The organism is Streptomyces sp. DSM 40868 (genome assembly GCF_011820545.1).
Taxonomy (GTDB): Bacteria; Actinomycetota; Actinomycetes; order Streptomycetales; family Streptomycetaceae; genus Streptomyces; species Streptomyces eurythermus.
In genome coordinates this window covers 3,358,251-3,383,580 of the sequence record NZ_CP050504.1, presented here as the reverse complement: position 1 = coordinate 3,383,580, position 25,330 = coordinate 3,358,251, and the positions used below count along the sequence as shown (strand labels likewise).

Genomic DNA, 25,330 nt, shown 5'->3' with positions numbered 1-25,330 from the left:
GCGGAGCTTCGGATTCCGTAGGTAAACGGCCATTGACGTGGGGGTTTTCGTCGGGGTTCTATGCAGCGCCGGGAGCGGACGAGACCGAACATTCGACGATCCGCCGGAGGCGATAGCGCTCCCGAGCCCACCCTCACTCGCACCAGTCGATCGGAACCGCTCCATGACCGACACCCACCACAAGACCGTGGCCGACGCCGTGACAGCCCCCGCCCCCGGGCTGAAGCGCTCCATCGGTGTCGTGGGCGGCACCCTCCTGACGCTGTCCTGCGTCACGCCCGCCTCCACGCTCTTCGTCGTGGTGCCCGACCTGTTCGGCTCCCTCGGTACCGCCACCGCCCTGACCATCGCCATCGGCTCCCTCCTCTGCGTCGCCGTGGCGTTCTGCTACTCGGAACTGGGCACACTCATCCCGAGCGCGGGCGGCGAGTACGCCATGGTGTCCACGATGGCCGGGCGGCTCGCGGGCTGGCTCGTCTTCGTGCTCTCCCTGCTGGTCGTCATGATCGTCCCGCCCGTGATCGCGATGGGCACGGCGGACTACCTCGCCCCGATCGTCCACCTCGACCCGTCCATGACCGGCGCCGGCGTGATGCTCCTCGCCACCCTCGCCGGCCTGCTCGACCTGCGCGCCAACGCCTGGATCACCGGCGTCTTCCTGGTCCTCGAGGTCATCGCCGCCGGTGTCGTCGCCGTGCTCGGCTTCTCGCACGGCCACCGCGGGATGGGCAGCCTCGTCTCCATGAAAGTGGCCGGCGAACACGGCCACGCGGACACCGTGACGGCCATGCTGGTGGTCTCCGGCCTCGCCATCGCCCTGTTCATCACCCAGGGCTTCTCCACCGCCGTCTACCTCTCCGAGGAACTGGAGAACCCGCGCCGCAACGTCGCCCGCACGGTCCTCGCCACCCTCGCCATCTCCACCGTGGTCATCCTGGTGCCCGTCGTCGCCATCACCCTCGGCGCCTCCGACCTCTCCGAGCTGACCGGCGGCGACATCAGCACCATGGTCACCGCCTGGTCCAACTCCGCGGTCGGCACCTTCGTCAGCCTCTGCGTGGCCCTCGCCATCATCAACGCGGGCATCGTCATGGTCATCCAGAACTCCCGCGTGCTGTTCGCCTCCGCCCGCGACAAGGCCTGGCCCGCCCCGGTCAACACGGTCTTCTCCCGGCTCGGCCGCTTCGGCTCCCCCTGGGTGGCCACCCTCGCCGTCGGCGTCCCCGGCGCGGTCCTCTGCTTCGTCAACCTCGACACCCTCTACGGCGTCACCGGCGTCTCGGTCACCGGCATGTACCTGCTGGTCGCGGTCGCCGCGCTGCTCGCCCGCCGCGGCTCCCACAAGCACACGCCCGCCTGGCGGATGCCGCTGTGGCCCGCGGTGCCGGTCCTGCTCATCGCCGTCCTCGCCTACATCCTGACCCAGCAGGAGGCGAGCTACCTGCTGTGGACCGGCGGGATCACCGCCGTCGCCACCCTGTACTGGGCCCTGTACCTGCGGCCCCGCCGCGACACCCGCTGGCTGGTGTCCCTCCCCGAGGACGCGCGGATCACGGACCCGGCGGACCCGGCGGTGACCATCCCGGCCCAGGCAGGTCCGGTGACCCCGGCCCCCGCACCGGTCACCGGCGAAGCACAGGCCTGAGAAGCACCCCGGCCCTACCGCGGGCGCGGTACGCGGCGAAGCCTCCGTACGCCCCAGGGAGGGCCCGCCCCTCCCCCCGGCGGCAGCAGCGCTTGTCGGTGCGGCCCCGTACCGTTGACCCATGGATCTTCGACCTCGCGCACCCCGGACGCCCCGGCGGCGGCCGCGCCGGCTCGTAGCCGCCGTGGCCGCCGCCCTGGTGCTCGCCGGTGCCGGGACGTGGACGGCGGCCGTCGCCTCCGACGACACCCGTGCCGTGCGCCGCAGCGAGCACGTCCTCGCGGTCGACGGGGCGCGCCTGGACACCTCCTACGTCACCCCGGCCGACACCGGCCGCCACCCCGCCGTACTGCTCGCGCACGGCTTCGGCGGCAGCAAGGACGACATGCGCCGGCAGGCCGAGGACCTCGCCCGCTCCGGGTACGCGGTCCTCACCTGGTCCGCGCGCGGCTTCGGCCGCTCCACCGGGAAGATCGGGCTGAACGACCCCCAGGCCGAGGTCGCCGACGTCTCCCGGCTCCTCGACTGGCTGGCGAAACGGCCCGAGGTACGGCTCGACCGGACCGGCGACCCGCGCGTGGGCGTGGCCGGCGGCTCCTACGGCGGCGCGGTCGCCCTGCTCGCCGCCGGCCACGACCGCCGGATCGACGCCATCGCCCCGGCCATCACCTACTGGAACCTCGCCGACGCCCTGCTCCCCAACGGCGTGTTCAAGAAGCTCTGGGCCGGCGTGTTCGTCAACACCGGCGGCGGCTGCGCCAGGTTCCAGCCCGAGCTGTGCCGGATGTACGAGCGCGTCGCCGCCTCCGGCACCCCCGACCCGGCCGCCCGCGCGCTGCTCACGCGACGCTCGCCGTCCGCCGTCGGCGACCGCGTCAAGGTGCCCACCCTGCTGGTACAGGGGCAGACGGACTCCCTGTTCCCCCTCGACCAGGCCGACGCCGCCGCCCGGGCCATCCGCGCGAACGGCGCCCCCGTCGCCGTCGACTGGATCGCCGGCGGACACGACGGCGGCGACATGGAGACCGCCCGGATCGAGGCACGCACGCGCGCCTGGTTCGACCGGTACCTGAAGGGCGACAAGGACACCGACACCGGCCCGGCCTTCCGGATCACCCGCACCGGAGGCGTCGACTCCACCGACGGCACTGCCCGGCTGCGCGGCGCGAGCGCCGACGGCTACCCCGGCCTGCGCGACCACCCGCGCGCCCTCGCCCTCACCGGCCCCGCCCAGCGCGTCGCCAACCCGGCCGGCGCCACCCCGCCCGGCGTCTCCGCGCTGCCCGGCCTCGGCGCCTCCGGCGGCCTGGCCCGGCTGTCCGCGCTCGGCGTCGGCCTCTCCGTGGACTTCCCCGGCCAGTACGCCCGGTTCGACTCGGCACCGCTCACCCGCGACCTGCGGATCACCGGCACCCCGACGGCCACCGTGCACATCACCTCCACCCGTGACGACGCCGTCCTGTTCGGCAAGGTCTACGACGTCGGCCCCGACGGCGGCCGCCCGGTGCTCCCCGCCCAGCTCGTCACCCCGTTCCGGGTGACCGGAGCGAAGGCGGGCAAGGACGTCACCGTCACCCTCCCGGCGATCGACCACGAGGTGCGCAAGGGCCACCGGCTCCGCTTGGTCCTCGCCTCCACCGACCTCGGCTACGCCTCACCGGCCGCCCCGGCCACCTACACCGTCTCCCTGAAGTCGGACCTGAGCGTGCCGACGGCGCCCGAGGTCACCACGGCCGCCGCGCCCCTGCCCGCCTGGGTGTGGTGGCTGCCCGCGGCCGGTGCCGCGGCCGCCCTCGCCCTGCTGCTCACCGCCCGCCGCCGCACGGCCGCCCCCGCCCCCGACCCGGATCTGGCCGAGGTCCCCCTCGTCATCGAGGGCCTGAGCAAGCGCTACGCCAAGTCCACGGACCGGTACGCCGTCCGGGACCTCTCCTTCCGGGTGGACAAGGGCCAGATCCTCGGACTGCTCGGGCCCAACGGCGCGGGCAAGACCACCACCCTGCGCATGCTCATGGGCCTGATCCGCCCCGACGACGGCGAGATCCGGGTCTTCGGGCACGCCGTCCGGCCCGGCGCGTCGGTGCTCTCCCGGGTCGGCGCCTTCGTGGAGGGCGCCGGTTTCCTGCCCCACCTGTCCGGCCGGGAGAACCTGGAGCTGTACTGGCGGGCCACCGGCCGCCCGCCCGAGGACGCCCACCTGGACGAGGCCCTGGAGATCGCCGGGCTCGGCGACGCCCTGGCCCGCGCGGTGCGCACCTACTCCCAGGGCATGCGCCAGCGCCTGGCCATCGCCCAGGCCATGCTCGGCCTGCCCGACCTGCTCATTCTGGACGAACCCACCAACGGCCTGGACCCGCCTCAGATCCGCGAGATGCGCGAGGTGATGATCCGCTACGCGGCCGGCGGCCGCACGGTCATCGTCTCCAGCCATCTGCTCGCCGAGGTCGAGCAGACCTGCACCCACCTGGTCGTGATGGACCGCGGCCGGCTGGTGCGGGCCGGAGAGGTCCGGGACATCGTCGGCTCCGGCGACACCCTGCTGGTCGGCACCGCCCGGCCCGTGGAGGAGCCGGTGGCGGAGAAGGTGGCCGCGCTGCCCGGCGTCGCCTCCGCCGTGCGCACCGACGACGGGCTGCTGGTCCGGCTCGCCCCCGGCGGCACCGCCGAACGGCTGGTCGCCGAGCTGGTGCGGCTGGAGCTGCCGGTCGCCTCCATCGGCCCGCACCGCCGCCTGGAAGACGCCTTCCTCACCCTGATCGGAGGTTCCGCATGAGCACCCTCACCGAGGTCGCCTCCGGCTATCAGGCGGGGCGCACCCTGCCGCTGCGGGTCGAGCTGGTCCGCCAGCTGAAGCGGCGCCGCACCCTGGTCATGGGCGCGGTCCTGGCCGTGCTGCCGTTCGTGCTGCTGATCGCCTTCGCGGTCGGCGGCGACCCCGGCGGCCGCGGCGACCGGGTCACGCTGATGGACACGGCCACCGCCTCCGGCGCCAACTTCGCCGCCGTCAGCCTCTTCGTGTCGGCCGGCTTCCTGCTGGTCATCCCGGTCGCCCTGTTCTGCGGGGACACGGTCGCCTCCGAGGCGAGCTGGTCCTCGCTGCGCTATCTGCTCGCCGCGCCCGTGCCCCGCGCCCGGCTGCTGTGGTCCAAGCTCGTCGTGGCGCTCGGGCTGTCCCTCGCCGCGATGGTGCTGCTGCCGCTCGTGGCGCTCGCCGCCGGCACGGCCGCCTACGGCTGGGGCCCGCTGCGGATCCCCACCGGCGGCGCGCTGGACACCGGTACGGCGGCCCAGCGGCTCCTGGTGGCGGTGGCGTACATCTTCGTGTCCCAGCTGGTCACCGCCGGGCTGGCGTTCTGGCTGTCCACGGTGACGGACGCCCCGCTGGGCGCGGTCGGCGGCGCGGTCGGCCTGACCATCCTCGGCAACGTCCTGGACGCCGTCACCGCCCTCGGCCACTGGCGCGACTTCCTGCCCGCGCACTGGCAGTTCGCCTGGGCGGACGCCGTCCAGCCGACCCCGGAGTGGTCCGGCATGATCCAGGGCGCCGCGCTGTCCGTGACGTACGCCCTGGTGCTGTTCGCCCTGGCGTTCCGGAACTTCTCCCGCAAGGACGTCGTCTCCTAGCGCCACGCCCCGAACACGCCGGAGCGGGCCACCGGGAACCCCCGGTGGCCCGCTCCTGGCCGTTGCGCCGGATCAGCTGCCGGACTCGCCGTTCAGGGACAGGATCGACACGTCCTCCAGCAGGTGCGCCAGTGCGCCGTCGCGCTTGACGTTCGAGGAGTTCTCGGTGCACTGCTGCGTCATGTCGTCCGAGAGGATCGGCAGGTCGTTGATCGGAACGATGTTGAGGATCGGGACGTGGATGTCGTTCAGTCCGATGCACGGCTTGTTGAAGGAGCCCTGGATCAGGGCGATCTGCGGGCTCATGTTCCCGTACGTGGCCGAGTTGCCGTAGCTCTGCCAGGCGCCGTTGCCGTTCGCGGCGGTCGGGCCGCTGTCGTTGCCGATCGCCAGCGCCTGCGGTGCCACGGCAGCCGAGGCGCCCACGGCCGAGGCGGCGACGGCCGCGGTGGCAACAATCTTCTTGATCACTGGCCAGTCCTTTCTGAGAAAACCCCGTCCACCGGAGCGCATTGGTCAACTCCCTTGCCCCCGCATGGTTTCTGCCGTTCACCCCGTCGGCCGATAGGCCGGGCTGCTGGTGCGCTTTTCCGATTGGCGGCTGCCGTCACCTCTCGAACGGCGGGGAGCCAACCGAGTGAATAGGCGGAACCATTCCCGTTGCGCCGGGTTGATGAGGCCGTAGGGCATGCGTCGCTACGAGGAAAGGAACGCGAAGTGCTCAAGAAGGCAATGGTCGCCGCCGCGACCGCCGCTTCGGTCGTGGGAATGGCGGTGGCGGCCGCGCCGCAGGCGCTTGCCATCGGCAACGACGACGGCCCGACCGTCGCGAATGGCAATGGCGCTCGGGCGGACTGGGGCAACTCGTCCACCGAGGGTGCCATGAGCCCGCAGCTGTCGCTGGTCCAGGGCTCGCTGAACAAGCCGTGCCTCGCCCTCGAGGACATCCACGTCCCGATCATCAACATCGTTCCGATCAACGATGTTCCGATCCTGTCGGACGATCTGGACCAGCAGTGCAGCGACCAGTCGTCGAACATCAAGCGCGACGGTGCGCTCTCGCACATCCTGGAGGACCTCGCGGTCCTCTCGGCCAACGGCGAAGGCTGAGCCGGACCGGCAGGGCCCGGGTTGTCCGCGGCATCGTCTGCGGGCCGCCCGGGCCTTTTTCCACCTACCTCAGATGAGGGAAGAACGCACGAGGAAGCGGTGCGATCGAGTGATTATCGCGCGGTCCCTGTTCCGCAGCCTCCTCTCGCGTCAATTCCTCGTTCCGTGCCGCGACCGTTCACGTCGGGCTCGCACGGTTCTGGCCGTCATCGGGGCGTGGCCCCAGAGAAGGGAACATTTCATGAAGAAGACCGTCGTCGCCGTCACGGGCGCAGTGCTGGCCCTGGGTATGGCCGGGCCCGCCTTCGCGGACTCCGGAGCCCACGGTGCCGCTGTCGGCAGCCCGGGTGTCATCTCCGGCAACGTCATCCAGGTCCCGGTGCACGTGCCGATCAACCTGTGCGGCAACACCATCGACATCATCGCGCTGCTGAACCCGGCGTTCGGCAACGCCTGCGTCAACCACTGACGTTCGCCCCGCGCGATTCACCAGCTTCCCCGGCTGTGTACTGGCCGGCCCCGGACCGACGACTCGCCGTTCCGGGGCCGGCCTTCCCACTTCTCCGAGCAGGAAGACCATGACATTGCGACGACAGACTCTCAGCAAGGGCATGGCCGTGGCCGCCGCCGCGACCGGCGTGCTGTCCTGGTACGGCGGCACCGCGCTCGCCGACTCCCATGCGCACGGCACCACGCAGGGTTCTCCCGGGGTGCTGTCCGGGAACAACGTCCAGGTCCCGGTGAACGTCCCGGTCAACGTCTGCGGCAACTCCGTCGACGCGGCCGCCGCGTTGAACCCGGCGTTCGGCAACTCCTGCGCCAACGTGGGCCACACCGCCCCGCGGCCACAGGAGAGCACCCCGCCCCACGACGGGTACGGCGACTCCGACGACTCCGGCACCCGCCCGAGCCCCGACACCCACACCCCACCGCCCTACGGCAACGACAAGCCGACTCCGCCTCCTTACGGCGGGGACGAGACGCCGACACCTCCTTACGGCGGTGAGGAGACTTCCAAGCCTCCCTACGGTGGTGAGGAGACGACCCCGCCTCCGTACGGCGGTGAGGAGACGACCCCGCCTCCGTACGGTGGTGAGGAGACGACCCCGCCTCCCTACGGCGGTGAGGAGACGACTCCACCCCCCTACGGCGGTGAGGAGACCACCCCACCCCCCTACGGCGGCGAGGAGACCACCCCGCCGCGCGATGATCACAGCACGCCCCCGGATACCGGCCGCACCACGCCTCCTGCGGACCAGGAGCGGCCCGGGCAGCCGCCCGTGCTCGCGCAGACCGGTGGGAACACCCGGACCATGATGGCGGCCTCGGGTGCCGGTGCCGTGCTGATCGGGGCCGGGACCATCCTCTACCGCCGCGGCCGCTCCGCCTGCCGTAGCTAGCGCACCGGGTGCCGGACCGAGCGCCCGGCACCCCGCGCCGCCCGCCGCGCTCCCGTGCCGTAGGCCCTCCGGCGCGAGGCTTCCTCAGCGGGGCCAGCCCGCCGGACCCGTGCGCAGGCGCCGGCGTACGCCGCGTACCAGCGTGTCCGCCGTGAAGGACGTGCCGTGCAGGAACCGCGCCGCCGGGCCGAAGCACGCGGCCGTGACCGGACCGGCCAGGAACAGGCCCGGATACGACGACTCGAACTCCGGCCCCACCTCCGGCACCCCGCCCGCCCCCGTCGCCAGCAGCGCGCGCAGCTCCGGGGCGAGCGGCCGCAGCCGGCCGAGAGCGGGCCGGAAGCCGGTCGCCGCGATGACGTGCCCCGTCTCCAGCACCGCGGACCCGCCCCGCCGGACCACCGTCTCCAGGCGCAGCCCGTCCGGCACCTCCCGGGCGCCCGCCACCTCCCGCCCGAACAGCACCTCCACCCGGTGCTCCACCCGCTCGCGCACCCACCAGGAGCCGGCCGGGACGAGCGCCCGCGCCGCGACCCCGGCCCGGACCCGCTCCGGCAGCCGCCGGTACAGCCCGGGCCGCTCGCAGTACCACCGGTTCCGCCCGCCGGGGCCGCCGTGCGGGGGCCGGGCCGGGCGCCACCGGGGACGCTCCCGGGGCGGCGCCTTCTCCCAGCGCAACCGGTCGGCGCGGACCAGCAGCCGTACCCGGGTGCCCTGTTCGGCGAGGAGCGCGGCCGTCTCCAGGGCACCCTGGCCGCCGCCGAGCACGGTGACGTCCCGGTCGCGGAACCGGTCCAGCCGGGCGTGCCGGCTGCTGTGGGTGACCAGGGCCGGGGGCAGTCCGCGCAGGGCGGCCGGCAGCTCGGCGAACGGCAGCAGGCCCACGGCCAGCGCGACCGTCCTCGCGGTGTACGTCTCCCCGTCCTCGGTGACGGCCTCGAAGCCGCCGGCGCGCGGCGCCACCCGGGTCACGGTCCGCTCGTCGGTCCCGGGCACGGCGTTGCGGGCGAACCACATGCCGTACCCGGTGAACACCTCCAGCGGGACCGGCCCGGCATCCCCCGGGGTCAGGCCGCGGAAGGCGCGGAAGACGTCGAGCCGCCAGCGGCCCTCCGGGTCGGACAGGTCGGACGCCCACGGCGGTGACGTCAGGAGCATGCCGCGGGGCATGTGGTCGCGCCAGAACGCCAGGGGCCGCCCGAAGACGCGGACGCGCAGTCCGGCCGCCGCGGCATGCGCCGCGATGGACAGGCCGTACGGTCCGGCACCCACCACCAGCAGGTCGTACATGGGCGATGTGCTCGCTTTCGGTCGCGTTGGCCCGTGCGGGGGGATCCGGGGCCGGACGCGGCGACCGCACTGGCGTTTCCCGTACAGGTATGACTGAGTGTCAGAGGCGTGTGACGTGTGGTGACGCGCGGAGAGGAGTGGCGGATGGCCTCACACCGGCGTGGCGGGCCGGCCGTGCGCGCGGCCTCGGTCGTCGCCGCGTTCACCGCGCTCGTCGCCCTCGCACTGGTGGCGACCCGACCCGGACCCGCCGTGGACGATCCCGTGCCTCCCGCGCCCGCGCGGGCCGCCGCGGCCTTCGGGGCGTTCCTCGACTCCGGTCCGGACGGGGTCGCGCGGATGGCCGGGCTGAGCCGCTGGCTCGGCGGGGCGGAGCTGAAGGTCGCCCACACCTATCTGCCCGGCGGCCTGTGGGAGGACATCGAGGGCCCGCCCGGCTTCCTGGAGCCCTGGGCCGGCTGGCGGCGCGAGCAGGCCGGCCGGACCCTCGTCCTCAACGTGCCGATGCAGGAACGCAACGAGGAGGACGTCCCGGACGAGGAGGTGCGCGCACTGCTGCGGCAGGGCGCGGACGGCGCGTTCGACGGGCACTTCCGGACCCTGGCCGAGCGGCTGGTGGCGCTGGGGGTGCCGGACACGGTGATCGTCCTGGGCTGGGAGATGAACGGCACCACCTACACCCATCGCTGCGCACCGGACCCCGCGGCCTGGAAGGCGTACTGGAACAGGATCGTCGCCGCCATGCGCGCGGTGCCGGGCCAGCGGTTCCGGTTCGACTTCGCGCCGAGCCGCGGGCGGGACGCCGTGCCCTGGACCGAGTGCTACCCCGGGGACGACACGGTCGACATCCTCGGCATGGACTCCTACGACCAGCCGGCCGGGGTGACCTTCACCGAGCAGGTGAGCGAGCCCTACGGCCTCCAGTGGCACGTGGACTTCGCCGAGGCCCACGGCAAGCCCGTGTCGTACCCGGAATGGGGCCTGTTCCGCAACGGCGACAACGCCGAGTACATGCGGCACATGCTCGACTGGATCGGCGAACACCGGCCGGTGTACCACACGCTGACCGACTACTGCCCGCACGGCGTGTGGCAGTGCCCGGCCAACCCGCGCTCGGCCCGGGTCTACCGGACCGCCCTGTACGGCGGCACCGGCCAGCCCGCCTGCGTCCCGCCGGCCCTCGGCGACTGGGCCGCGTACGGGTTCGGCAGCCGGCCGTGCTTCCCCTTCGACCGGTGGCCCGGGGACCGCTAGGCGGGGGTTCAGCCCTGGCCGCGCGTCCGCCACCGGTGCCGCACCTCCCTGCCCCGCCGCCGGGCCTCCGCCCCGCACAGCGCGGCCGTCAGCAGCGGGGCGGTGGGCCGGCGGGCCATCAGCAGCCGCTGGTTGACGACGCGCTCGGGCCGCCAGTGGTGCTTGTACGGCTCGTCGCCGCGCAGCAGGCTCAGCGTGCCGTGCCCGCCGCCCGTCAGCTCGGCACAGGCGTCCAGCAGCATCACCGCCACGTCCGCCCGGCGCTCCCTGAGGCCCGGATGGGCGCCGTAGAGGTAGCCGCCGGCCATGCCGCCCGAGAGCAGGGTCAGGTCCACGGCCACCACCTCCTCGCCGATCCGGAACTCGGTGACCACCGCGTTGCCCGAGCGCACCATCGGGCCCACCGCGCGCAGCAGATGCGCCCGGAACCGGGGCCGCAGATGCTCGCTCGTCACCCCCCGGCCCTGCCACTGCAGCCGGTGCAGCGCCAGCAGCCGGACCAGGGCCGTCTCCACCTCCTCCGGCCCCACCGTCCGCCGCCGCACGCCCAGCGCGGCCAGCCGGCGCAGCTTGGCCCGCACCCGCTGGCCGGACTTGGCCGACGGCAGGCGGGCGATCAGCCCGTCCATGGACAGCCCGGGCAGCTCCAGGCACGGCGAGTCGGGGACCGCGCGGCGCGGCCCGGGCCAGCGGTCGTAGACCCGCTCCACCGCCCCGCCCGGGCGCACCTCCCGGAAGTCGACCAGCGCGGTGCGGGCCGCGTCCGCGAGCACCGAGGTGAGCGCGCCCGCCACCCGCCCGTCGTCGGCGTCGTCCAGCAGCACGTCCGCGTAGTCGGAGATGCCCGTGCCGAGCGGCAGCAGCGCGGGCAGCGGCCGGCGGACCAGTGTCAGCGGCGCGGCGGCCACCAGGTCACGGCCGGCCCGTACCAGCAGCAGCCGCAGCCGTCCGGGCCGGCCGTACGACAGCCACCACGAGTGCAGCCAGGCGTGGCTCTGGAACGGGGTCGCGGCGGCGCACCGCCCGAACAGCCGCCCCCAGGCCGGGGCCAGCCCGGCGAACACCTCCGGGTCGGTGACGAGCTGCGCGGTGAGGCGGACGGCCCGGGCGCGTGCCGTGACGGTGGCCGTCACCGCGGGCCGCGCGCGCCGTCGGCGACGGCCGGTCCGGGCACCGGGGCCGGGCGCGGGGTCTCCGCCTCCGGTGCGCGGCGCGGCCGTACCAGCAGCGCCAGGGCGCCGAGCAGCCCGCCTCCGGCCGCCCCGACCAGCCCCGTCACCCCGGCGGACGCCGAGGACGGCTCGGTGGGCCGTACCGCGCGGGTGAACGGCACCAGGGACACCCGGGTGCCGGCCCGGGCCGCGTCGGCGCGCCGGGACAGCGCCCCCGCGACCGCGTTGGCCATGGCGGCGGCCTCGGCCGGGCGGGGCGAGGTGGCGGAGACGGCGACCATCGGCGCGTCCGGCGAGGTCGCGGTGCGCACCCCGGCGCGCAGCGCGGCCACCGGCACCCCGGCGGCCGCCTGGGCGTCGGCGAGCACCGCGGGCTGGGTGGCGATACGGCCGTAGGCCTGCGCGAAGCCCAGCGCGCCGGCGGAGTCGGAACGCTCGCCGGGCACGGCGACCAGATAGCTGGTGGCCGTGTACTCGGCGGGCCGCAGCACGCCGTACCCGCCCCCCAGCAGCCCGCCCGCGAGGACCCCGGCCGCCACCAGCGACCAGGGCGGGAGCGCGCGGGGCGGGGTGAGACGGGGGCCGCGGTGGCGCCGGGTGTGGTTCTCGGTCATGACAGGACGGCTTTCTGCGGGGGGCCGGGGGTCCGGGCCGGGTGGGCGAGTGCCGCCGCGTAGACGTTCAGGAGCCGGGCGGCGCTGCGGGTGACGCAGTAGTGGCGGGCCGCCCCGGCGGGGGCGCGCGGACCGGGCCCGGCGGCGCGCACCCCGGCGAGCGCGCGGGCGTACGCGCCGGGGTCGCACGGGACCCGTACCGCGTCCGGGGCGGCCTCGGGCGGCAGGTCCTCGAGGGCCGGGCAGGAGGTGTAGCGCACCGGCAGCCCCGCCGCGAGCGCCTCCACCACCGCCAGCCCGAACGCCTCCTCGGGGGAGGGGGCGGCCAGTACGTCCATCGCCGAGGCCAGCGCGGGCAGCCCGGGCCCGGGCGAGCCGTCGGGCAGATACGGCCGCTCCCCGGCGAACACCACCCGGTCCGCGACGCCGGCCCGGTGCGCGGCCCGCCGCAGCGCGCCTTCCTGCGGGCCGCCGCCGACCAGCAGCAGCCGGCAGTCGGCGGGCAGCCCGGCCAGGGCGTGCACCAGGACGTCGAAGCGCTTGCCGGGGACGAGCCGGCCGATACCGCCGATCACGAACGCACTCTCGTCCAGGCCCAGTTCGGACCGGGCGCGGCGGCGGGCCGCCGGGTCGTAGGCGAACCGGGCGACGTCGATGCCGTTCGGCACGACCGTGATGCGCGGCTCGGGCACGCCCCAGCGGGCCAGCCGGGCGGCGACCGCCGGGGAGACCGCGACGGTGGTCCGCCCCAGCCGCTCGCCCAGCAGATACAGCGCGCGGACCCCCACCGTGAGCGGCCGGCCCTCCGTCTGGGTGTCACCGAGCGAGTGCTCGGTGGCGACGACGGCGCGCACCCCGGCCAGCCGGGCGGCGATCCGCCCGTACAGGCAGGCCCGGTACAGGTGGGTGTGCACCACGTCGTACCGGCCGCGCCGGATGAGCCCGGTCAGCCGGGGCAGCGCGCCCAGGTCGCGGTTGCCGGACATGCCGAGGTGGATCACCCGCACCCCGTCGGCCCTGAGCCCGTCGGCCACCGGCCCCGGATCGGTCAGCGTGACCACCTCGCACTCGACGGGCAGATGCCGCAGCAGCAGCCGCAGTTGCTGCTCGGCACCGCCCACGTTGAGCCCGGTGATGATGTGCAGGACCCTCACCGCAGTCCCTCCACCGGCCGTCGGCGCCACCGGTGCAGCCGGCGTTTCAGCAGCAGGCGCACGGCGGTGTCGTTCTGCCCGATGTGCACCCGCGGCAGGGCGTGCCGGCCGGTCAGCTCCCCGGGGTCGATGGCGCACGCGTAGGCGTACCCGGCCTCCCGCACGGCCGCCACCGCGCGCCGGTCGACCGTGCCGTACGGGTAGCAGAAGCCGCCCACCGGAGCACCCGTCAACTCCTCCAGGGCGGCCCGGCTCTCGGCCGTCTCGGACTTCAGCCGGGTGTCGTCGGCCCGGGTGAGATCGACGTGGGTGAGGCCGTGCGAGCCGATCTCCACGCCCTCGGCGGCGGCCCGCCGGATGCCGTCGGCGGTCAGCAGCGGCCTGCGCGGGCCCAGCGGATCCCAGGCGTTGTCGCCGCCGAGCCGGCCGGGCAGCACGAACAGGGTGGCCGTGCACTGCCAACGGTTCAGCACCGGCAGGGCGTTGACGAGGAAGTCGGCATACCCGTCGTCGAACGTGAGACCCACCAGGTCCCTCCCCTCGCCCCGGTCCCGGGCGGCCAGCAGCTCGGCCACCGACACCCCGCGCAGCCCCCGCCGGACCAGCCAGCGCAACTGCCGCTCCAGCCGGCCGGGGGAGACGGTGACGCGGTACGGGTCGTCGGAGCAGTCGCCGACCGAGTGGTACATGGCGATCCACGGGGCCGGGCCGGGCGCCGGGGACTCAGCGGGTGGAGAGGGCATGGGCGAGCCTTTGCGGGAGGGAGCGGACGGGACGGAGGGCGGGGGCCAGGGCGCGGGCACCCGGGGCGCCGCCGAGCAGCAGGAAGACGACGGTCACCGTGGCCGCGCCGGCGGCGAGCCCGGCCGGGGCGGCCGCCGGCGCTCCCGCCGCGAACCCGCCCGCCACGGTGGCCGCGCCGGCCGCCCGCAGGGGACGGCCCAGCCCGCGCAGCACGGCCCCGGCCCGCAGCGGCACCCCGCGGCGGCCGGTGCCCGCGAGCAGCAGCGCGGCGGTCAGGGTGATCCCGGCGGCGTTGGCGGCGGCGATCCCGACGGCACCCAGGGAACCGGCCGTGCCCGCGCCGAGCCCCCAGGTCGCGGCGATCCCCGCGGCCATCGCGGACAGCGGGTACCAGGTGGCGCGGCCCGCCGAGAAGTACGAGCGGACCAGGACCCCGGTCAGGGTCTGGGCGAGCAGCCCGAGCGCGTAGACGCGCATGATGCCGGCGGTCGCCGCCGTGTCCTGGGCCGTGAACGCGCCCCGCTGGAACAGCAGCCCGATCAGCTGCGGGGCGCAGGCCACGACGGCGGCCGCGCCGAGCAGCACCAGGCGGGCGGCCACCGCGACGTCCCGCTCGACCCGGCCCCGGGCCCGCTCGGTGTCGCCGTCGGCCAGCGCCCGCGCCACCACCGGGAAGGTGACCGTGGACAGCATCATGGACAGCGTCATCGGGATCTGCGCGACCTTCTGCGCGTAGTTCAGGTGGGAGATGGCCCCGGCGGGCAGCCCGGAGGCCAGGAACCGCTCGATGAGCACCTGCGACTGCCGGCACAGCGCGAACAGCAGCACGGCGGCCAGCAGCGGCACGTCCAGCGGGGGCGCCGGGGCGGCGGGCCGCAGCTCCGCACGACCGCCGCCGAGCTTCGTGCGACGGCCCTTGAGCCTCGTACGACCGCCCTTGTCGCGACGCAACTCGGTGATCAGCGACGGAAGTTGCACCGCCACCATCAGGCAGCCGCCCGCCGCGACCCCGAACGCGGCCGACCGTACGCCCCACCGGCCGCCGAACGCGTACATCGCCGTGATGATCGCGACGTTGTGGACGATGTAGATGGCGGCCGGCGCGAGAAAGCGGCGGTGCGCCCGCAGGGCCGCGCTGCAGTATCCGGCGAGGCCGAAGCTCAGCACGCAACTCGCCGTCAGCCGGGTGCAGTCCACGGCCAGGTCCGGGTCGGGCAGGCCCGGCGCGAGCACCGCGACACACCACGGCGCGGCCAGCGCGAGCAGCACCCCGGCCGCCGCGAACGCCGACGCCAGCCGGGGCAGGGTGCCGGCCATCAGCGCGCGCACCGGATCCCCGGCGACGCCCCGCGCCCGGCGGGCCAGGGCCGCGCTGAACGCCGGGATCAGCGCGAAGGCCAGCCCGTCCTCGATGAGCAGCGTGGCCGCGAACTCCGGCACGGTCCAGGCGACCAGAAAGGCGTCCGTGTCCCGCCCGGCCCCGAACAACCGCGCCAGCGACTGGTCCCGCACCAGCCCGAGCAGCGCCGCGGCGACGGACAGACAGGCGGTGAGGAGCGCGGCCCGCGCCAGGAGACGGGAGGCGGGGGCAGCGGACCCCGGGGGGCGGCCCGCGGGGGCGGGGGGTGCGGCGGACGGGCCGAGGCCGGTCTCCGGTTCCAGTGTTGCGGGTACGGCGGTCACGGCGGACGTGCCGGTGTCGGGCTGTGGGCCCTCGGTTCCGTCGGGGGTGCGGGTCATCGCGTGGCCGCCTGTCCCCGTACCGCCGGACGCGGGGGCGAGGTGGTGGTACGGGGGTCCGCCGGGCCGGGGTGGTCGGTGGCCGGCAGGGCCCACCACGCGGCCAGGCCGAGGGACACCGCCGTCAGCACGGTCGACGGGCCGCCGATGTCGGCGTACGCGAAGTCCACGAGCTGCCAGACCAGCAGCCCGCAGGCGACCAGCGCGCAGTCCAGGCCCCGGCCGCCGGCCGCGCGGGCGAGGCGCAGGCCGCGCAGGGCGCACACCAGCAGGGCCAGCCAGCCGCCCGCCAGGCACAGCAGCCCGGTCAGCCCCTGTTCGCCGAGGACCAGCAGGTACATGTTGTGCGGGGACAGCAGCGGCTGCCGGCGGAAGGCGGCGCCCGCGCCCTCCGTGTCGCTGCCCGAGGACAGCGCCAGCGAGGCGTGCGCGTCGCGGTACTCGGGAAACGCCTTCAGCCCGACGCCGGTCAGCGGCTGCTCCCGCCACATGCCGAGGGCCGCCGCCCACATCGTGTACCGGTCGGTGACCGACTGGTCCGGCGCGTCGGCGACCCGCGTGATGCTGTCGATCCGCTCCCGGAGCATCGTCGTCCCCACCCCCAGGCCGCCCACCAGCACCACCCCCGCCGCCAGCACGGCCGCCGCCACCCGCACCGCCCGGCGCACCCCGGCCAGCAGCAGCTGCACGGTCAGGGTGACGGCGGTGGCGATCCAGGCGCCCCGGCTGAAGGACAGGGCGAGCGGCACCGGCAGGAGCAGCGCGCAGGCGAGGGCCACGGCCCGTTCCCGGGACCCGGTACGGCCCAGCGCCAGCCCCACCGCGCACACCAGCCCGAACGACACCACCGTGGCCATGCCCATCACGTCCGTCACCCCGAAGGTGCCGACCGCCCGGACGTCCCGGCCCTGGTAGGAGGCCCCGGTCCCGGTGACGTACTGGTGCGTGCCGACCGCCCCCTGCCACAGCGCGAGCCCCACGAACGACCAGGCCAGCAGCCGGAAGTCGGCCCGGTCGCGGAGCAGGAGCACCACGGCGGCCGGGACCAGGACGAAGACCTGGAGGTAGCGGCCCAGCCCGGTGATCCCGGCGTCAGCCGGGACCGCGTGCAGCGCGGCCGGCACCAGTCCGGCCACCGGCAGGCCGAGGATCACCGCGGCGGCCGGGGTCAGCGGGCGGCGGCGCGCGCGCAGCAGCCGTACCGCGCAGGCGACGACGACCAGCGCGGACAGGGCGTCGGCGGGACCCGCACCGCCGTCCGCGCCGGGCGTGACCGGCAGCGCGAGCAGCGCCACCACGGCCACCACCGGCAGTACGGGCAGCAGCGGGCGCAGCCGGGTGAGGAGGCCGGGCGGCGGGGCGAGGGCCATCGGTCAGCTCCCCGTGGACCGCACGACCGCGGCGGCGGTGCGCAGCAGGATGCGGATGTCCTGCCACAGCGACCAGTTGTCGATGTAGGCGTTGTCGAAGCGGGCCCGGTCCTCGATGGAGGTGTCCCCGCGCAACCCGTTGACCTGGGCCAGCCCGGTGATGCCGGTCCGCATGCGGTGCCGGGCCGCGTAGCCCGGATGCGTCCGGCTGAACTGCGCGACGAAGTACGGGCGTTCGGGGCGCGGGCCGACCAGGCTCATGTCGCCCCGGAAGACGTTCCACAGCTGGAGCAGCTCGTCCATCGAGGTCCGCCGCAGCAACCGGCAGAAGGGCCGCATCCGCTGGTCGCCGGCCACGCTCCACCGGGTGGCCGCCTCCTGCTCGTCGGCCGGGCGGTGGGTGCGGAACTTCAGCATGGTGAAGGGGCGCCCGTCCTTGCCGACGCGCTCCTGCCGGAACACCACACCGGGTCCGCCGGTGAGCCGCAGTACCGTCGCGCACACCAGCAGCACCGGGCTGACCAGCACCAGCAGCGTCCCGGACACCACGACGTCCAGCAGCCGCTTGCCGACGGCACCGCGCCGCCGCACGCCCGTGTCCAGCCGGCGCACGGCGAACCCGGCGAGCTGTTCGCGCATCTCGTACGCCGGGAAGTCCGCCTCCGCCTCCCACAGCGCGCACCCCGATGCGGCGAGCGCCCGCAGCAGCGGCGCCTGCGCGGTGCGTACGGACGGATGGACGGTGAGCACGACCCGCACCCCGTTCCGGATGAGCGCCCGCTCCACCTCCTCGCCGGTGGTGAGGACCGGCAGCCCGGCGGCGCCCTCCGGCCGGTCGGCGACCACGCCCACCGGCCGCACCCCGCAGCGGGGGTGGCGCAGCAGCGCGGCGGACACCCGCTGCGCGGTCGCGGCGGGCCCGACGACCAGGGCGGTACGCGGATGCCGCAGCAGCGCGGCCCGGCGCCGCCAGTGCACCGCGGCCCGGCCCGCCCCGGCCGCCGCCGCGTGCAGCGCCCAGCCGAGCAGCAGGGTCCGGGCGGTCAGGGCGCGCGCGGGATCGTACGCGGCGAGCAGCGCGGCCAGGCCCAGCCAGGTCACCGCGGTCCGTCCGCACAGGGCGGGGAGTTCGTCGAGCACGCCGGGGGCGCCGGGCCCCGGCCGGGCGGAGCGCGGACGCAGCGACAGCGCCCCGGCGACCAGCGCGGCGGCCGGCCCCGGCCGGCCGGCGGCCTCCTCCAGGACGACCGCGCCCGCCAGCGCGGCGAGCAGATCGGCGGCGAACAGCGGCAGCGGCGAGTCGGACCGCGCGGGCGGGCGCCGCGACGGGAACCGGAAGCCGCCGAGGTGACGCGCCGGCCGGACCCGGCCGTGCGGGATCCCGGACGCCCGCGGCTGCGTGCCGGACGAGGGGACGGTGGTCTCCGTGGTCACGAGCGCCCGGCCCCCCTGCCCTGTCCGGGCACGGCCGGGTGCGGCCCACTGCCGCGCGCGGGGCCGGGAAGGCGCGGTGCGCGGTGCTCGGCGGGCGCGAGGAGTTCGCCGTAGACGGCCGTGACCCGTGCGGCGGTGAGCCGGACGTCGTGCCGGGAGGTGACGTGCCGGCGCCCCTGGTCGCCGAGTGCCGCGCGCAGCGGCGGGTCGGTCAGCAGGCCGGTGATCGCCCGGGCCAGCGCCACGGGATCCTCCGGCGGCACCAGGCAGCGCGCGGCGAGCGCGGGCGGCAGGCTCTCCCGGGCGCCGTCGACATCGGTGAGGACGACCGGCCGTCCGCAGCCCAGCGCCTCCAGCGGGGCGAGCGCCATGCCCTCCCAGCGCGAGGGCAGCACGACCAGGTCGGCGGCCCGGTACCAGGGCACGACGTCGGCGACGGCACCGGCGAACTCCACCGAGGGGTGCGCCCGCAGCCGCAGCGCCGCACGGTCCGGACCGTCGCCGACCAGCGCGAGCCGGGCCCCGGGCAGTGCGCCGAGGACGGTGTGCCAGGCGCGCAGCAGCACGTCCTGACCCTTCTGCCGGCACAGACGGCCCACGCAGACGACGAGCGGCCGGTCCGTCTCGTGACCGGCGCGGCGCGGGGAGGGCGCGGCGGGGCCCGGTGCGAAGCGGGTGGTGTCGACGCCGTTCGGGACGACCGTGTACGCGGCGCGTACCCCGGCGCGCAGTCCGGTCGCCCGCTCCGCCGCGCTGACGCACACCACCCGGTGGGCCCAGCGCGCCCCCCACCGCTCCCAGCGCAGGGCGAGCGCCCCGGTGAGTCCGCCGGCCGCCTCGAAGGACCAGGCGTGCGGCTGGTACACCGTCGGCACCCGCCCGCGCACGGCGAGCCGCGCGGCCAGCCCGGCCTTGGCGCTGTGCGCGTGCACCAGCGCGGGCCGCACCTGCTCGACCAGGCGCACCAGACGCCGTACCTCGCCCGGCAGTCCGGGCCCCGGGGACCGGCGGGCGGGCCAGTCACGGACCTCGGCGCCCAGCTCCCGCAGACCCGCGGCGAGCGCGCCGCCGGGACAGCCGACCGTGACCGGCACGCCCGCCGCGAGCTGGGCCCGTACCAGGTCGAGCACGACCCGGGCGACACCGCCGTCGACGGGTTGCGCGAGGTGCAGGACCCGGGGCCGGAGGGCGGGGACTGACTGGTGCATGCGCGGGGTACCTCGCTCACGGGGCGCTCGGGACTGCGGTCGTGAACGCGCCCTCGGTCCGGGGCGTCCACGGCGGCGAAGGGCTCGCGGGCCCACGCCACGTCCGCGTGGCCAACGAGCCGGAAGCCCGGCGGGTCACCGCACGCGCCGCGGAGCCGGGCCGGGATCGCACGGATCGCCGGTGGTACCGAGCGCGTCGGCGTAGGCCGGCCTGCGCCGGTACCAGTAGGGCGCCCGGTGCGCCGGGCGTGGGTCCGCTACGCCGTGCGGGGGAGCGGCCGGACCCGGGGCGCCCGCCGGCCGCGGTGGTGCCCCGGCCGCGGTGTCACCCGCCGGCACCCGGACATCACCCCTTTGGCGGCACAACTCCGGGCGGTGCCAGGCGTTGACACAACGCCGGGTATCCGCCCGGATGTTGTGTCGATTCCAAGGAGCACCTCTCCATGTCGCGTATCGCGAAGGGTCTGGTTCTGACCTCCGCCGCCGCCGCGGCCGTCGCCGGTGGTGCCGGTGTGGCTTCCGCCAGCGCCGGTGCGGGCGGCGCCGCTGTCGGTTCGCCGGGCGTCATCTCCGGCAACACCATCCAGATCCCCCTGCACGTGCCGATCAACCTGTGCGGCAACACCATTGACATCGTCGGCCTGCTGAACCCGGCCTTCGGCAACACCTGCCTCAACCACTGACGCCGGGCACGCACCCCCCTTCGGCCGGCCGTCCGGTCCGCGCTCGTGGCGCGGAACGGGCGGCCGGTTCGCGCTCCCTCGTACGGATCACGCGCGGCGGACGAGCGGTTGCGGGGTGCCATCGGTGATCAGACGGTGGGCTCAGGTCCCACCGTCCACCGAAAGGAACCCCCATGCGTGTTCTGCCCGCCCGGCGTCTCGCGTCCACCGTCCTCTGCGCGGCCGTGCTGGCCGGCATCACCGGCCCGGTGGCGCTCGCCGCCGACGCGGCCGGGGAGCACGGGCGTACCGCGTCCCGGGCGTCCGTCCCGGCGGCGGAGAAGGAGAGGCTGCTCGCCCAGGTCAGGTCCCTGGGCCGGACCCATCCCGAGCTGAGCCCGGTCGCCGACCTGCTCAGCCGCTCGCTGGAGGCGGGCAGGCTGCCCGCCGACGAGGCGAGAAGGCTGGGCGAGGCGGCGAAGGAGGCGGTCGTCAGGGCCGCCGCGGCCCGCCCTGACCGGTCCGCCGATGCGGCTGCGGCGGCGAAGCCCGCGACACCCGCCTCCCCCGACGCCCCGGTGACCGCGCGCCACGCCCACGTCGGTGCGCCCATGGCCCGTGACGTCCTCGGCGACGCGCTCGGCGCGCTGGTGAGCGCGATCGAGAACCTGGTGAAGGCCGTCACCGGCGCGGTGGACACCGGCCAGGCGGCCACCACCGACGAGGCCGTCACCACCGACGAGGCGGCCACCACCGACGACTCCGGCCAGCAGCTGCCGTCCCTCGACGGTCTGCTGTCCGGTCTGCTCGACCTGCTGACGGGCCTGTTCGGCGGTGGTTCCGGGCTCACCGTGACCGAGCTGCCCACGGAGGCCGGTACGACCGCGACCACCCCGGCCTCCGTACCCGGCCCGGCCCCGGCCGGCTGACGCGGTGCCCCCTCCGGAGAACGGGGGATCTCATATGTCTTCTCCGTGCGGGGTTTCCGGGCCGTGCGGAAATCGTTGAGCAGGGCGTCCGCATCTCCTGGGTGACGTGAGTTGCCAAGAAAGGAACACGATGAAGTCCCTCAAGGCCGCCGCCGTTGTCGCCGGTTCCGTGGCCCTCGTCGGCGTCACCGCTCCCGCGTTCGCCTACGACGCCCAGCACCTGCCGCCCATGAGCCTCAACGGCGGACTCGCCCAGCTGACGGAACACCCGCCCGGCGTGCGGGACCTGATGCCGCTCCAGCACCAGTCGGACGCGCTCGACACCGAGAACAAGGACTCCGTGCTGAGCAGCGTCAAGGGCGCCACCACGACCCTCAACCAGCGGGGGCTGCTCGGCGGTCTGCCCCTGCGCTGACCCCGCCCCGGTACGTCCGGGACCACGTCGCCCGATCGTGTGGCGAGGTCCCGGACGCTGCTCCGGACGGGTGAGAGAGCGCCGGGCCGCTCCACCGCCCGTCGATATGGTCGCGCGATGACCTCAGCATCAAGCGAAACCCGCCCCTTCCGCGCCGCCGACCTCGGCACGCTCGCGCTGCTCGCCTGGATGGCCAGGAACGAGGAGGGCAACGGCCACACCCCCTGTCTGCTCGCCTGCTCCCTGGGCGACGGCCCCGACGGCCCGCAGGCCGCGTCCGCCGCCATCGCCCGGCTCCTCAAGGACATGGACCTGCCCGTGGGCGGCGAGCCCGTGATCGGCATGGCCCGGCCGAGCCTGAAGGTCTCCATGCTGGTCCTCGCCGGGCAGATCGTGCTGCAGATGCCGCAGCTCAGCCGTCAGGCCACCCCGCCGGCGGACTGGCTGAAGGCGGTCGGGGAACTCGGTTACGCCTACTTCATGTTCACCACCCGCATCTGCCCGTCGGCCGGTCTCCGCCGCTCGGTGGAGGGACCGGAACTGGCCGCGTTCGCCGGCTCCCCGGAAACCACGGACGCCGCCGCGCACGTCTACCTGCCCGCCCGCGGCCTGCGCACCTGACACCCCGGCCCACGGGCCCGGCATCCCGGCCGGAATCCTCGTACCGGCCGTTGGTGGGACTTCTGGACGAACTGACTATTACGGCACCCGGGGGAATTGTGAGATGCGGGCCTTTTCCGCTCGTTACGCGGTACGGACGTCGAACCCCCGCATTCCGAAAGGGCCCGTACCCGTGATGAAACCGATCACCCTCACCCGAGGCACCCTCGCCGCCGTCGTCGCGGGCCTCGCGGCCACCGTGGGAGCCGCCGGTCCCGCCGCCGCGGCCGGTACGGTTCCCGTCCCCGTGCCCCTGGGCGGGGTGTCCCAGGCGCTGGACATGGAGGTGCCCAGGCTGCGCGCCGAGGTGCCGCTGGTCAAGCCCGGCGCCCCCGAGGGGCCCCGCTACGTCACCGGCCGGCTGCTGCCCGACCGGACCCTGCCCCAGCTGCCGGTGAGCGGCGGGCTGCCCGGCCTGGACGGCAGGGCTCCGCTGCCGCGCCTCATGGGCGACGACTTCGACCACCTCGACGTGAACGCGCCCGCCGGCGACGTACGGGCCCTCGCCCCCGGCCTGGTGCTGGACGCCCCGCTGACCGCACCGGACGCGGACCGCTTCGGCCTGCCGTCCACCAAGCTCCCCCAGGCCGGTGTCCTCGCACCGGTCCTGCGCACCGTCGCCGGCGGCAACCTGGCCACGGGCCCGGGCCGCTGAGCAAGACCCGTACGGCCTCGCCGCTTCCTCCGGTCCCTCCCGTTCCCACGGCTCGTACGGCTCGTACGGCTCGTACGGCTCGTATGGCTCTTATGGCTCTACGGCGGTGACCCCGCGCGCCCTCGGCCGGTTAGCCGGTACGGACATCTGCACCCGGACGAGGAGCGAGCATGGTCGTCGGTGTCGGCGAAGTGACGGTCGGACCCCAACAGGACGCCGGGCCCCAGCAGGAGGCCGGGGCTCATCGGGAGGCCGGGGCCGGGCGGTCCCGCAGGGAGGTGGCGCGGGGGCTGCTGGCCTCCGCCGCCGCACTGGCGCTGACCCCGGTCGTCGCCGCCTCCCGGCCCGTGCACCCGGCCGGGGCGGCCGACGGAGGCGTCTTCGACGAGACCTACCGGGGCCGCCGTATCCAGGGCGTCCTGGTGCCCGCGATGGAGCGGCAGACGGCGGGCGGCGGCACATGGCGGATCACCGTGGACGGCCGTCCGCTGCACCTGATGCGCCGGGCCGACGGCTCCTGGCTGAGCATGGTCGACCACTACACGTCGTACCGGACGCCGCTCGAGGCGACCCGGGCGGCCGTGGACGAGATGGGGCCCGGCCGGCGGCTGCGCGACCTGACGGAGGCCGGGCCGGCCGCCGGTCACTCCGGCGGCCACGCGCACACGGGGGGACGGCATGGCGTACGTGCGTAAGAACGTCGGCGCGCTCACCGCCGGGGAGCGGCGCCGGTTCGTGAACGCGCTGCTGGAACTCAAACGGCGCGGTGAGTACGACGAGTTCGTGCGGATGCACATCGACTACTACAACGCCGACGGCGAGGCGGGTCTGCGCAGCGCCCACATGGCGCCGTCCTTCCTGCCCTGGCACCGCAGGTTCCTGCTGGAGCTGGAGCGGGCCCTGCGCCGGGTCGACTCCTCGGTGACGGTGCCGTACTGGGACTGGACCCGGGACCGTACGACGGCGTCCGTGCCGTGGACGAAGGACCTGCTCGGCGGGAACGGGCGGCGCTCCGACCGGCAGGTGACGACCGGCCCGTTCGCCTACGCGGAGGGTCACTGGACCATCAAGGAGGGCGTCACCGACGGCAGGTTCCTCACCCGGGACCTGGGCCGTTCGGCCTCCCCCATCCAACTGCCCACCCGCAGCGAGCTCCAGTGGGCGCTCGACGATCCCCTCTACGACGCCTGGCCATGGGACTCGACCGTCCGCAAGGGATTCCGCAACAAGCTGGAGGGCTGGGGGAGCGGCAGCGGCAGCGCCTCCTGGCGCAACCACAACCGGGTGCACCGCTGGGTCGGCGGGGTCATGCTCGGCGGCGCGTCCGTCAACGACCCGGTGTTCTGGCTGCACCACGCCTTTCTGGACCTCCAGTGGTACCGCTGGCAGCGGGCCCACCGAGGCCGGCGCTATCTGCCGGCCGAGCCGCCGCGTGCCGGCGACGCCCAGCACGGCCGGGTCGTGGCCCGGCACCAGAAGCTGCCGCCGTGGGACGAGACACCGGACCAGCTGGAGGACATGAGCCGGGTCTACCGGTACGCGTGAGCGGCTCTGCCGGGGACGCGTGAGGAGGCGCGCGGTGCGCGCGTGAGCAGATGGGGGGTGGGTGCGGCAAGGCCCCGGCGCTCGGAGTGCCGGGGCTCTTGTCTGCGGGGTGCCGACGGTTCAGTGGCCGTAGCCGTCGTTGCCGTGGTTGCCGGGCTTGCCGGGCTTGGTGGGACCGGGCTTGCCGGGCTTGCCGGGCTTGACCTCGTCGCCCACGTTGGCGCAGGCGTTGCCGAAGGCCGGGTTCAGCAGGGCGATGATGTCGATGGTGTTGCCGCACACGTTGATCGGGATGCCGATCGGCACCTGGAGCAGGTTGCCGGAAATCACGCCCGGGCTGCCGACGGCCGCGCCGTGGGCGTCCGCCTCGGCCATGGCCAGGCCGGACCCGCTGACCACCACGGCGCCGGCGCCGAGGGCGACAGCGGCCGCCTTCGCGATGCGAGACATCACGTTCTCCTTTTGTTGCTTGTGGGGAAGCGCGCGGCGGCAGGCCAGCCGCCGCACTTCCCGTTCAACGGCGCCGCGCGGAGCGGGTCACGCCGATCAGCCGGGGATCACCCTTTCAACGGCACTGGGCCGTGCCGTTCCGTGCGGACACCGGAACGGCGGCTGGGCTGTTCGTGTGACGGCGGGAGGGCACGGTGTTGACCCGTGCGACGGGGGCCCGTCTTTCCGGTCCGCACGGGGCGGCCGTCGCGGCGG

The 25,330-nt window shown here is 75.2% G+C and carries 25 protein-coding genes; 14 read left to right on the top strand and 11 right to left on the bottom strand.

Going from position 1 to position 25,330, the window contains the following annotated elements:
- Positions 1–163 precede the first annotated feature (163 nt).
- The 3 genes from HB370_RS15230 to HB370_RS15220 all read left to right on the top strand — a co-directional run bounded on the left by HB370_RS15230 (position 164) and on the right by HB370_RS15220 (position 5,269).
- Positions 164–1,645, top strand: coding sequence for an APC family permease (locus HB370_RS15230; protein ID WP_244405530.1), 1,482 nt, complete (start codon positions 164–166; stop codon positions 1,643–1,645).
- A 121-nt stretch (positions 1,646–1,766) separates the two neighbouring features.
- Entirely contained in the window at positions 1,767–4,418 is a 2,652-nt protein-coding gene (locus tag HB370_RS15225) for an alpha/beta fold hydrolase (RefSeq protein ID WP_030782198.1), read from the top strand.
- Positions 4,415–5,269 carry an ABC transporter permease gene (locus HB370_RS15220; RefSeq protein ID WP_030782193.1) on the top strand — a complete coding sequence of 285 codons (855 nt, stop codon included), beginning with the start codon at positions 4,415–4,417 and terminating at the stop codon, positions 5,267–5,269. The genes HB370_RS15225 and HB370_RS15220 overlap by 4 nt, the downstream gene beginning before the upstream one ends.
- Before the next feature lie 72 nt (positions 5,270–5,341).
- On the opposite strand, the gene HB370_RS15215 is transcribed toward HB370_RS15220, so the two are convergent.
- The gene (locus HB370_RS15215) at positions 5,342–5,740 is read right to left on the bottom strand and encodes a rodlin (protein ID WP_030782189.1); all 399 of its coding nucleotides are present in this window, start codon (positions 5,738–5,740) and stop codon (positions 5,342–5,344) included.
- Positions 5,741–5,986: 246 nt separating this feature from the next.
- On the opposite strand from HB370_RS15215, the gene HB370_RS15210 reads away from it, so the two are divergent.
- From HB370_RS15210 to HB370_RS15200, 3 genes are all read left to right on the top strand, one after another.
- Complete coding sequence (locus tag HB370_RS15210) at positions 5,987–6,379, top strand: rodlin (RefSeq protein ID WP_030782186.1); 393 nt, start codon at positions 5,987–5,989, stop codon at positions 6,377–6,379.
- Positions 6,380–6,620: 241 nt separating this feature from the next.
- On the top strand, positions 6,621–6,848 hold the full coding sequence (locus HB370_RS15205; RefSeq protein ID WP_030782180.1) for a chaplin: 228 nt from the start codon (positions 6,621–6,623) through the stop codon (positions 6,846–6,848).
- 109 nt (positions 6,849–6,957) lie between these two features.
- Positions 6,958–7,779: a chaplin gene (locus HB370_RS15200; protein ID WP_051815645.1), complete on the top strand. Its 822-nt coding sequence runs from the start codon at positions 6,958–6,960 to the stop codon at positions 7,777–7,779.
- A gap of 84 nt (positions 7,780–7,863) precedes the next feature.
- On the opposite strand, the gene HB370_RS15195 is transcribed toward HB370_RS15200, so the two are convergent.
- Entirely contained in the window at positions 7,864–9,069 is a 1,206-nt protein-coding gene (locus HB370_RS15195) for an NAD(P)-binding domain-containing protein (RefSeq protein ID WP_051815643.1), read from the bottom strand.
- A 144-nt stretch (positions 9,070–9,213) separates the two neighbouring features.
- Here HB370_RS15195 and HB370_RS15190 point away from each other — a divergent pair, with 144 nt between their 5' ends.
- A complete protein-coding gene (locus tag HB370_RS15190) occupies positions 9,214–10,323 on the top strand; it encodes a glycosyl hydrolase (protein WP_106980652.1) in 1,110 nt (369 codons plus the stop codon).
- An 8-nt stretch (positions 10,324–10,331) separates the two neighbouring features.
- Here the strand turns inward: HB370_RS15190 and HB370_RS15185 are convergent, their stop codons facing one another.
- The 8 genes from HB370_RS15185 to HB370_RS15150 are packed head-to-tail and all read right to left on the bottom strand — an operon-like array spanning position 10,332 to position 19,759.
- Entirely contained in the window at positions 10,332–11,456 is a 1,125-nt protein-coding gene (locus HB370_RS15185) for a GNAT family N-acetyltransferase (protein WP_030782168.1), read from the bottom strand.
- Positions 11,453–12,109 (bottom strand): hypothetical protein, encoded by a 657-nt coding sequence (locus HB370_RS15180; protein ID WP_030782165.1) that lies wholly within the window; start codon positions 12,107–12,109, stop codon positions 11,453–11,455. The genes HB370_RS15185 and HB370_RS15180 overlap by 4 nt, the downstream gene beginning before the upstream one ends.
- Complete coding sequence (locus tag HB370_RS15175) at positions 12,106–13,263, bottom strand: glycosyltransferase (RefSeq protein WP_030782161.1); 1,158 nt, start codon at positions 13,261–13,263, stop codon at positions 12,106–12,108. The genes HB370_RS15180 and HB370_RS15175 overlap by 4 nt, the downstream gene beginning before the upstream one ends.
- Positions 13,260–14,006 (bottom strand): polysaccharide deacetylase family protein, encoded by a 747-nt coding sequence (locus tag HB370_RS15170; RefSeq protein ID WP_244405529.1) that lies wholly within the window; start codon positions 14,004–14,006, stop codon positions 13,260–13,262. Before HB370_RS15170 ends, HB370_RS15175 begins: the two co-directional genes overlap by 4 nt.
- Positions 13,987–15,747, bottom strand: coding sequence for a lipid II flippase MurJ (locus HB370_RS15165; protein WP_051815636.1), 1,761 nt, complete (start codon positions 15,745–15,747; stop codon positions 13,987–13,989). Before HB370_RS15165 ends, HB370_RS15170 begins: the two co-directional genes overlap by 20 nt.
- Positions 15,744–17,117, bottom strand: a complete 1,374-nt coding sequence (locus tag HB370_RS15160; RefSeq protein WP_037701554.1) for an O-antigen ligase family protein — start codon at positions 17,115–17,117, stop codon at positions 15,744–15,746. Before HB370_RS15160 ends, HB370_RS15165 begins: the two co-directional genes overlap by 4 nt.
- Positions 17,118–17,120: 3 nt before the next feature.
- Entirely contained in the window at positions 17,121–18,551 is a 1,431-nt protein-coding gene (locus HB370_RS15155) for a sugar transferase (RefSeq protein WP_030782150.1), read from the bottom strand.
- Positions 18,548–19,759: a glycosyltransferase gene (locus HB370_RS15150; RefSeq protein WP_078637512.1), complete on the bottom strand. Its 1,212-nt coding sequence runs from the start codon at positions 19,757–19,759 to the stop codon at positions 18,548–18,550. The genes HB370_RS15155 and HB370_RS15150 overlap by 4 nt, the downstream gene beginning before the upstream one ends.
- Before the next feature lie 443 nt (positions 19,760–20,202).
- Here HB370_RS15150 and HB370_RS15145 point away from each other — a divergent pair, with 443 nt between their 5' ends.
- From HB370_RS15145 to HB370_RS15115, 7 genes are all read left to right on the top strand, one after another.
- A complete protein-coding gene (locus tag HB370_RS15145) occupies positions 20,203–20,442 on the top strand; it encodes a chaplin (RefSeq protein ID WP_030782144.1) in 240 nt (79 codons plus the stop codon).
- A gap of 173 nt (positions 20,443–20,615) precedes the next feature.
- Positions 20,616–21,350: a hypothetical protein gene (locus HB370_RS15140; RefSeq protein WP_051815634.1), complete on the top strand. Its 735-nt coding sequence runs from the start codon at positions 20,616–20,618 to the stop codon at positions 21,348–21,350.
- Between the two features lie 130 nt (positions 21,351–21,480).
- Positions 21,481–21,765, top strand: coding sequence for a hypothetical protein (locus tag HB370_RS15135; protein WP_030782138.1), 285 nt, complete (start codon positions 21,481–21,483; stop codon positions 21,763–21,765).
- Positions 21,766–21,882: 117 nt separating this feature from the next.
- Complete coding sequence (locus HB370_RS15130) at positions 21,883–22,386, top strand: DUF5949 family protein (protein ID WP_030782136.1); 504 nt, start codon at positions 21,883–21,885, stop codon at positions 22,384–22,386.
- 175 nt (positions 22,387–22,561) lie between these two features.
- Positions 22,562–23,080 (top strand): hypothetical protein, encoded by a 519-nt coding sequence (locus HB370_RS15125; protein WP_030782133.1) that lies wholly within the window; start codon positions 22,562–22,564, stop codon positions 23,078–23,080.
- 170 nt (positions 23,081–23,250) lie between these two features.
- Positions 23,251–23,775 (top strand): tyrosinase family oxidase copper chaperone, encoded by a 525-nt coding sequence (locus HB370_RS15120; RefSeq protein WP_030782131.1) that lies wholly within the window; start codon positions 23,251–23,253, stop codon positions 23,773–23,775.
- Positions 23,759–24,625: a tyrosinase family protein gene (locus tag HB370_RS15115; RefSeq protein ID WP_030782129.1), complete on the top strand. Its 867-nt coding sequence runs from the start codon at positions 23,759–23,761 to the stop codon at positions 24,623–24,625. Before HB370_RS15120 ends, HB370_RS15115 begins: the two co-directional genes overlap by 17 nt.
- A gap of 120 nt (positions 24,626–24,745) precedes the next feature.
- Here the strand turns inward: HB370_RS15115 and HB370_RS15110 are convergent, their stop codons facing one another.
- A complete protein-coding gene (locus HB370_RS15110) occupies positions 24,746–25,075 on the bottom strand; it encodes a chaplin (RefSeq protein ID WP_030782127.1) in 330 nt (109 codons plus the stop codon).
- Positions 25,076–25,330: the final 255 nt, after the last annotated feature.

Coding starts and splice junctions, on each gene's coding strand:
- HB370_RS15230 (WP_244405530.1), top strand. CDS start 164: ATGACCGACACCCACCACAAGACCGTGGCCGACGCCGTGACAGCCCCC.
- HB370_RS15225 (WP_030782198.1), top strand. CDS start 1,767: ATGGATCTTCGACCTCGCGCACCCCGGACGCCCCGGCGGCGGCCGCGC.
- HB370_RS15220 (WP_030782193.1), top strand. CDS start 4,415: ATGAGCACCCTCACCGAGGTCGCCTCCGGCTATCAGGCGGGGCGCACC.
- HB370_RS15205 (WP_030782180.1), top strand. CDS start 6,621: ATGAAGAAGACCGTCGTCGCCGTCACGGGCGCAGTGCTGGCCCTGGGT.
- HB370_RS15200 (WP_051815645.1), top strand. CDS start 6,958: ATGACATTGCGACGACAGACTCTCAGCAAGGGCATGGCCGTGGCCGCC.
- HB370_RS15195 (WP_051815643.1), bottom strand. CDS start 9,069: ATGTACGACCTGCTGGTGGTGGGTGCCGGACCGTACGGCCTGTCCATC.
- HB370_RS15190 (WP_106980652.1), top strand. CDS start 9,214: ATGGCCTCACACCGGCGTGGCGGGCCGGCCGTGCGCGCGGCCTCGGTC.
- HB370_RS15180 (WP_030782165.1), bottom strand. CDS start 12,109: ATGACCGAGAACCACACCCGGCGCCACCGCGGCCCCCGTCTCACCCCG.
- HB370_RS15170 (WP_244405529.1), bottom strand. CDS start 14,006: ATGCCCTCTCCACCCGCTGAGTCCCCGGCGCCCGGCCCGGCCCCGTGG.
- HB370_RS15165 (WP_051815636.1), bottom strand. CDS start 15,747: ATGACCCGCACCCCCGACGGAACCGAGGGCCCACAGCCCGACACCGGC.
- HB370_RS15160 (WP_037701554.1), bottom strand. CDS start 17,117: ATGGCCCTCGCCCCGCCGCCCGGCCTCCTCACCCGGCTGCGCCCGCTG.
- HB370_RS15150 (WP_078637512.1), bottom strand. CDS start 19,759: ATGCACCAGTCAGTCCCCGCCCTCCGGCCCCGGGTCCTGCACCTCGCG.
- HB370_RS15145 (WP_030782144.1), top strand. CDS start 20,203: ATGTCGCGTATCGCGAAGGGTCTGGTTCTGACCTCCGCCGCCGCCGCG.
- HB370_RS15140 (WP_051815634.1), top strand. CDS start 20,616: ATGCGTGTTCTGCCCGCCCGGCGTCTCGCGTCCACCGTCCTCTGCGCG.
- HB370_RS15135 (WP_030782138.1), top strand. CDS start 21,481: ATGAAGTCCCTCAAGGCCGCCGCCGTTGTCGCCGGTTCCGTGGCCCTC.
- HB370_RS15130 (WP_030782136.1), top strand. CDS start 21,883: ATGACCTCAGCATCAAGCGAAACCCGCCCCTTCCGCGCCGCCGACCTC.
- HB370_RS15125 (WP_030782133.1), top strand. CDS start 22,562: ATGAAACCGATCACCCTCACCCGAGGCACCCTCGCCGCCGTCGTCGCG.
- HB370_RS15120 (WP_030782131.1), top strand. CDS start 23,251: ATGGTCGTCGGTGTCGGCGAAGTGACGGTCGGACCCCAACAGGACGCC.
- HB370_RS15115 (WP_030782129.1), top strand. CDS start 23,759: ATGGCGTACGTGCGTAAGAACGTCGGCGCGCTCACCGCCGGGGAGCGG.
- HB370_RS15110 (WP_030782127.1), bottom strand. CDS start 25,075: ATGTCTCGCATCGCGAAGGCGGCCGCTGTCGCCCTCGGCGCCGGCGCC.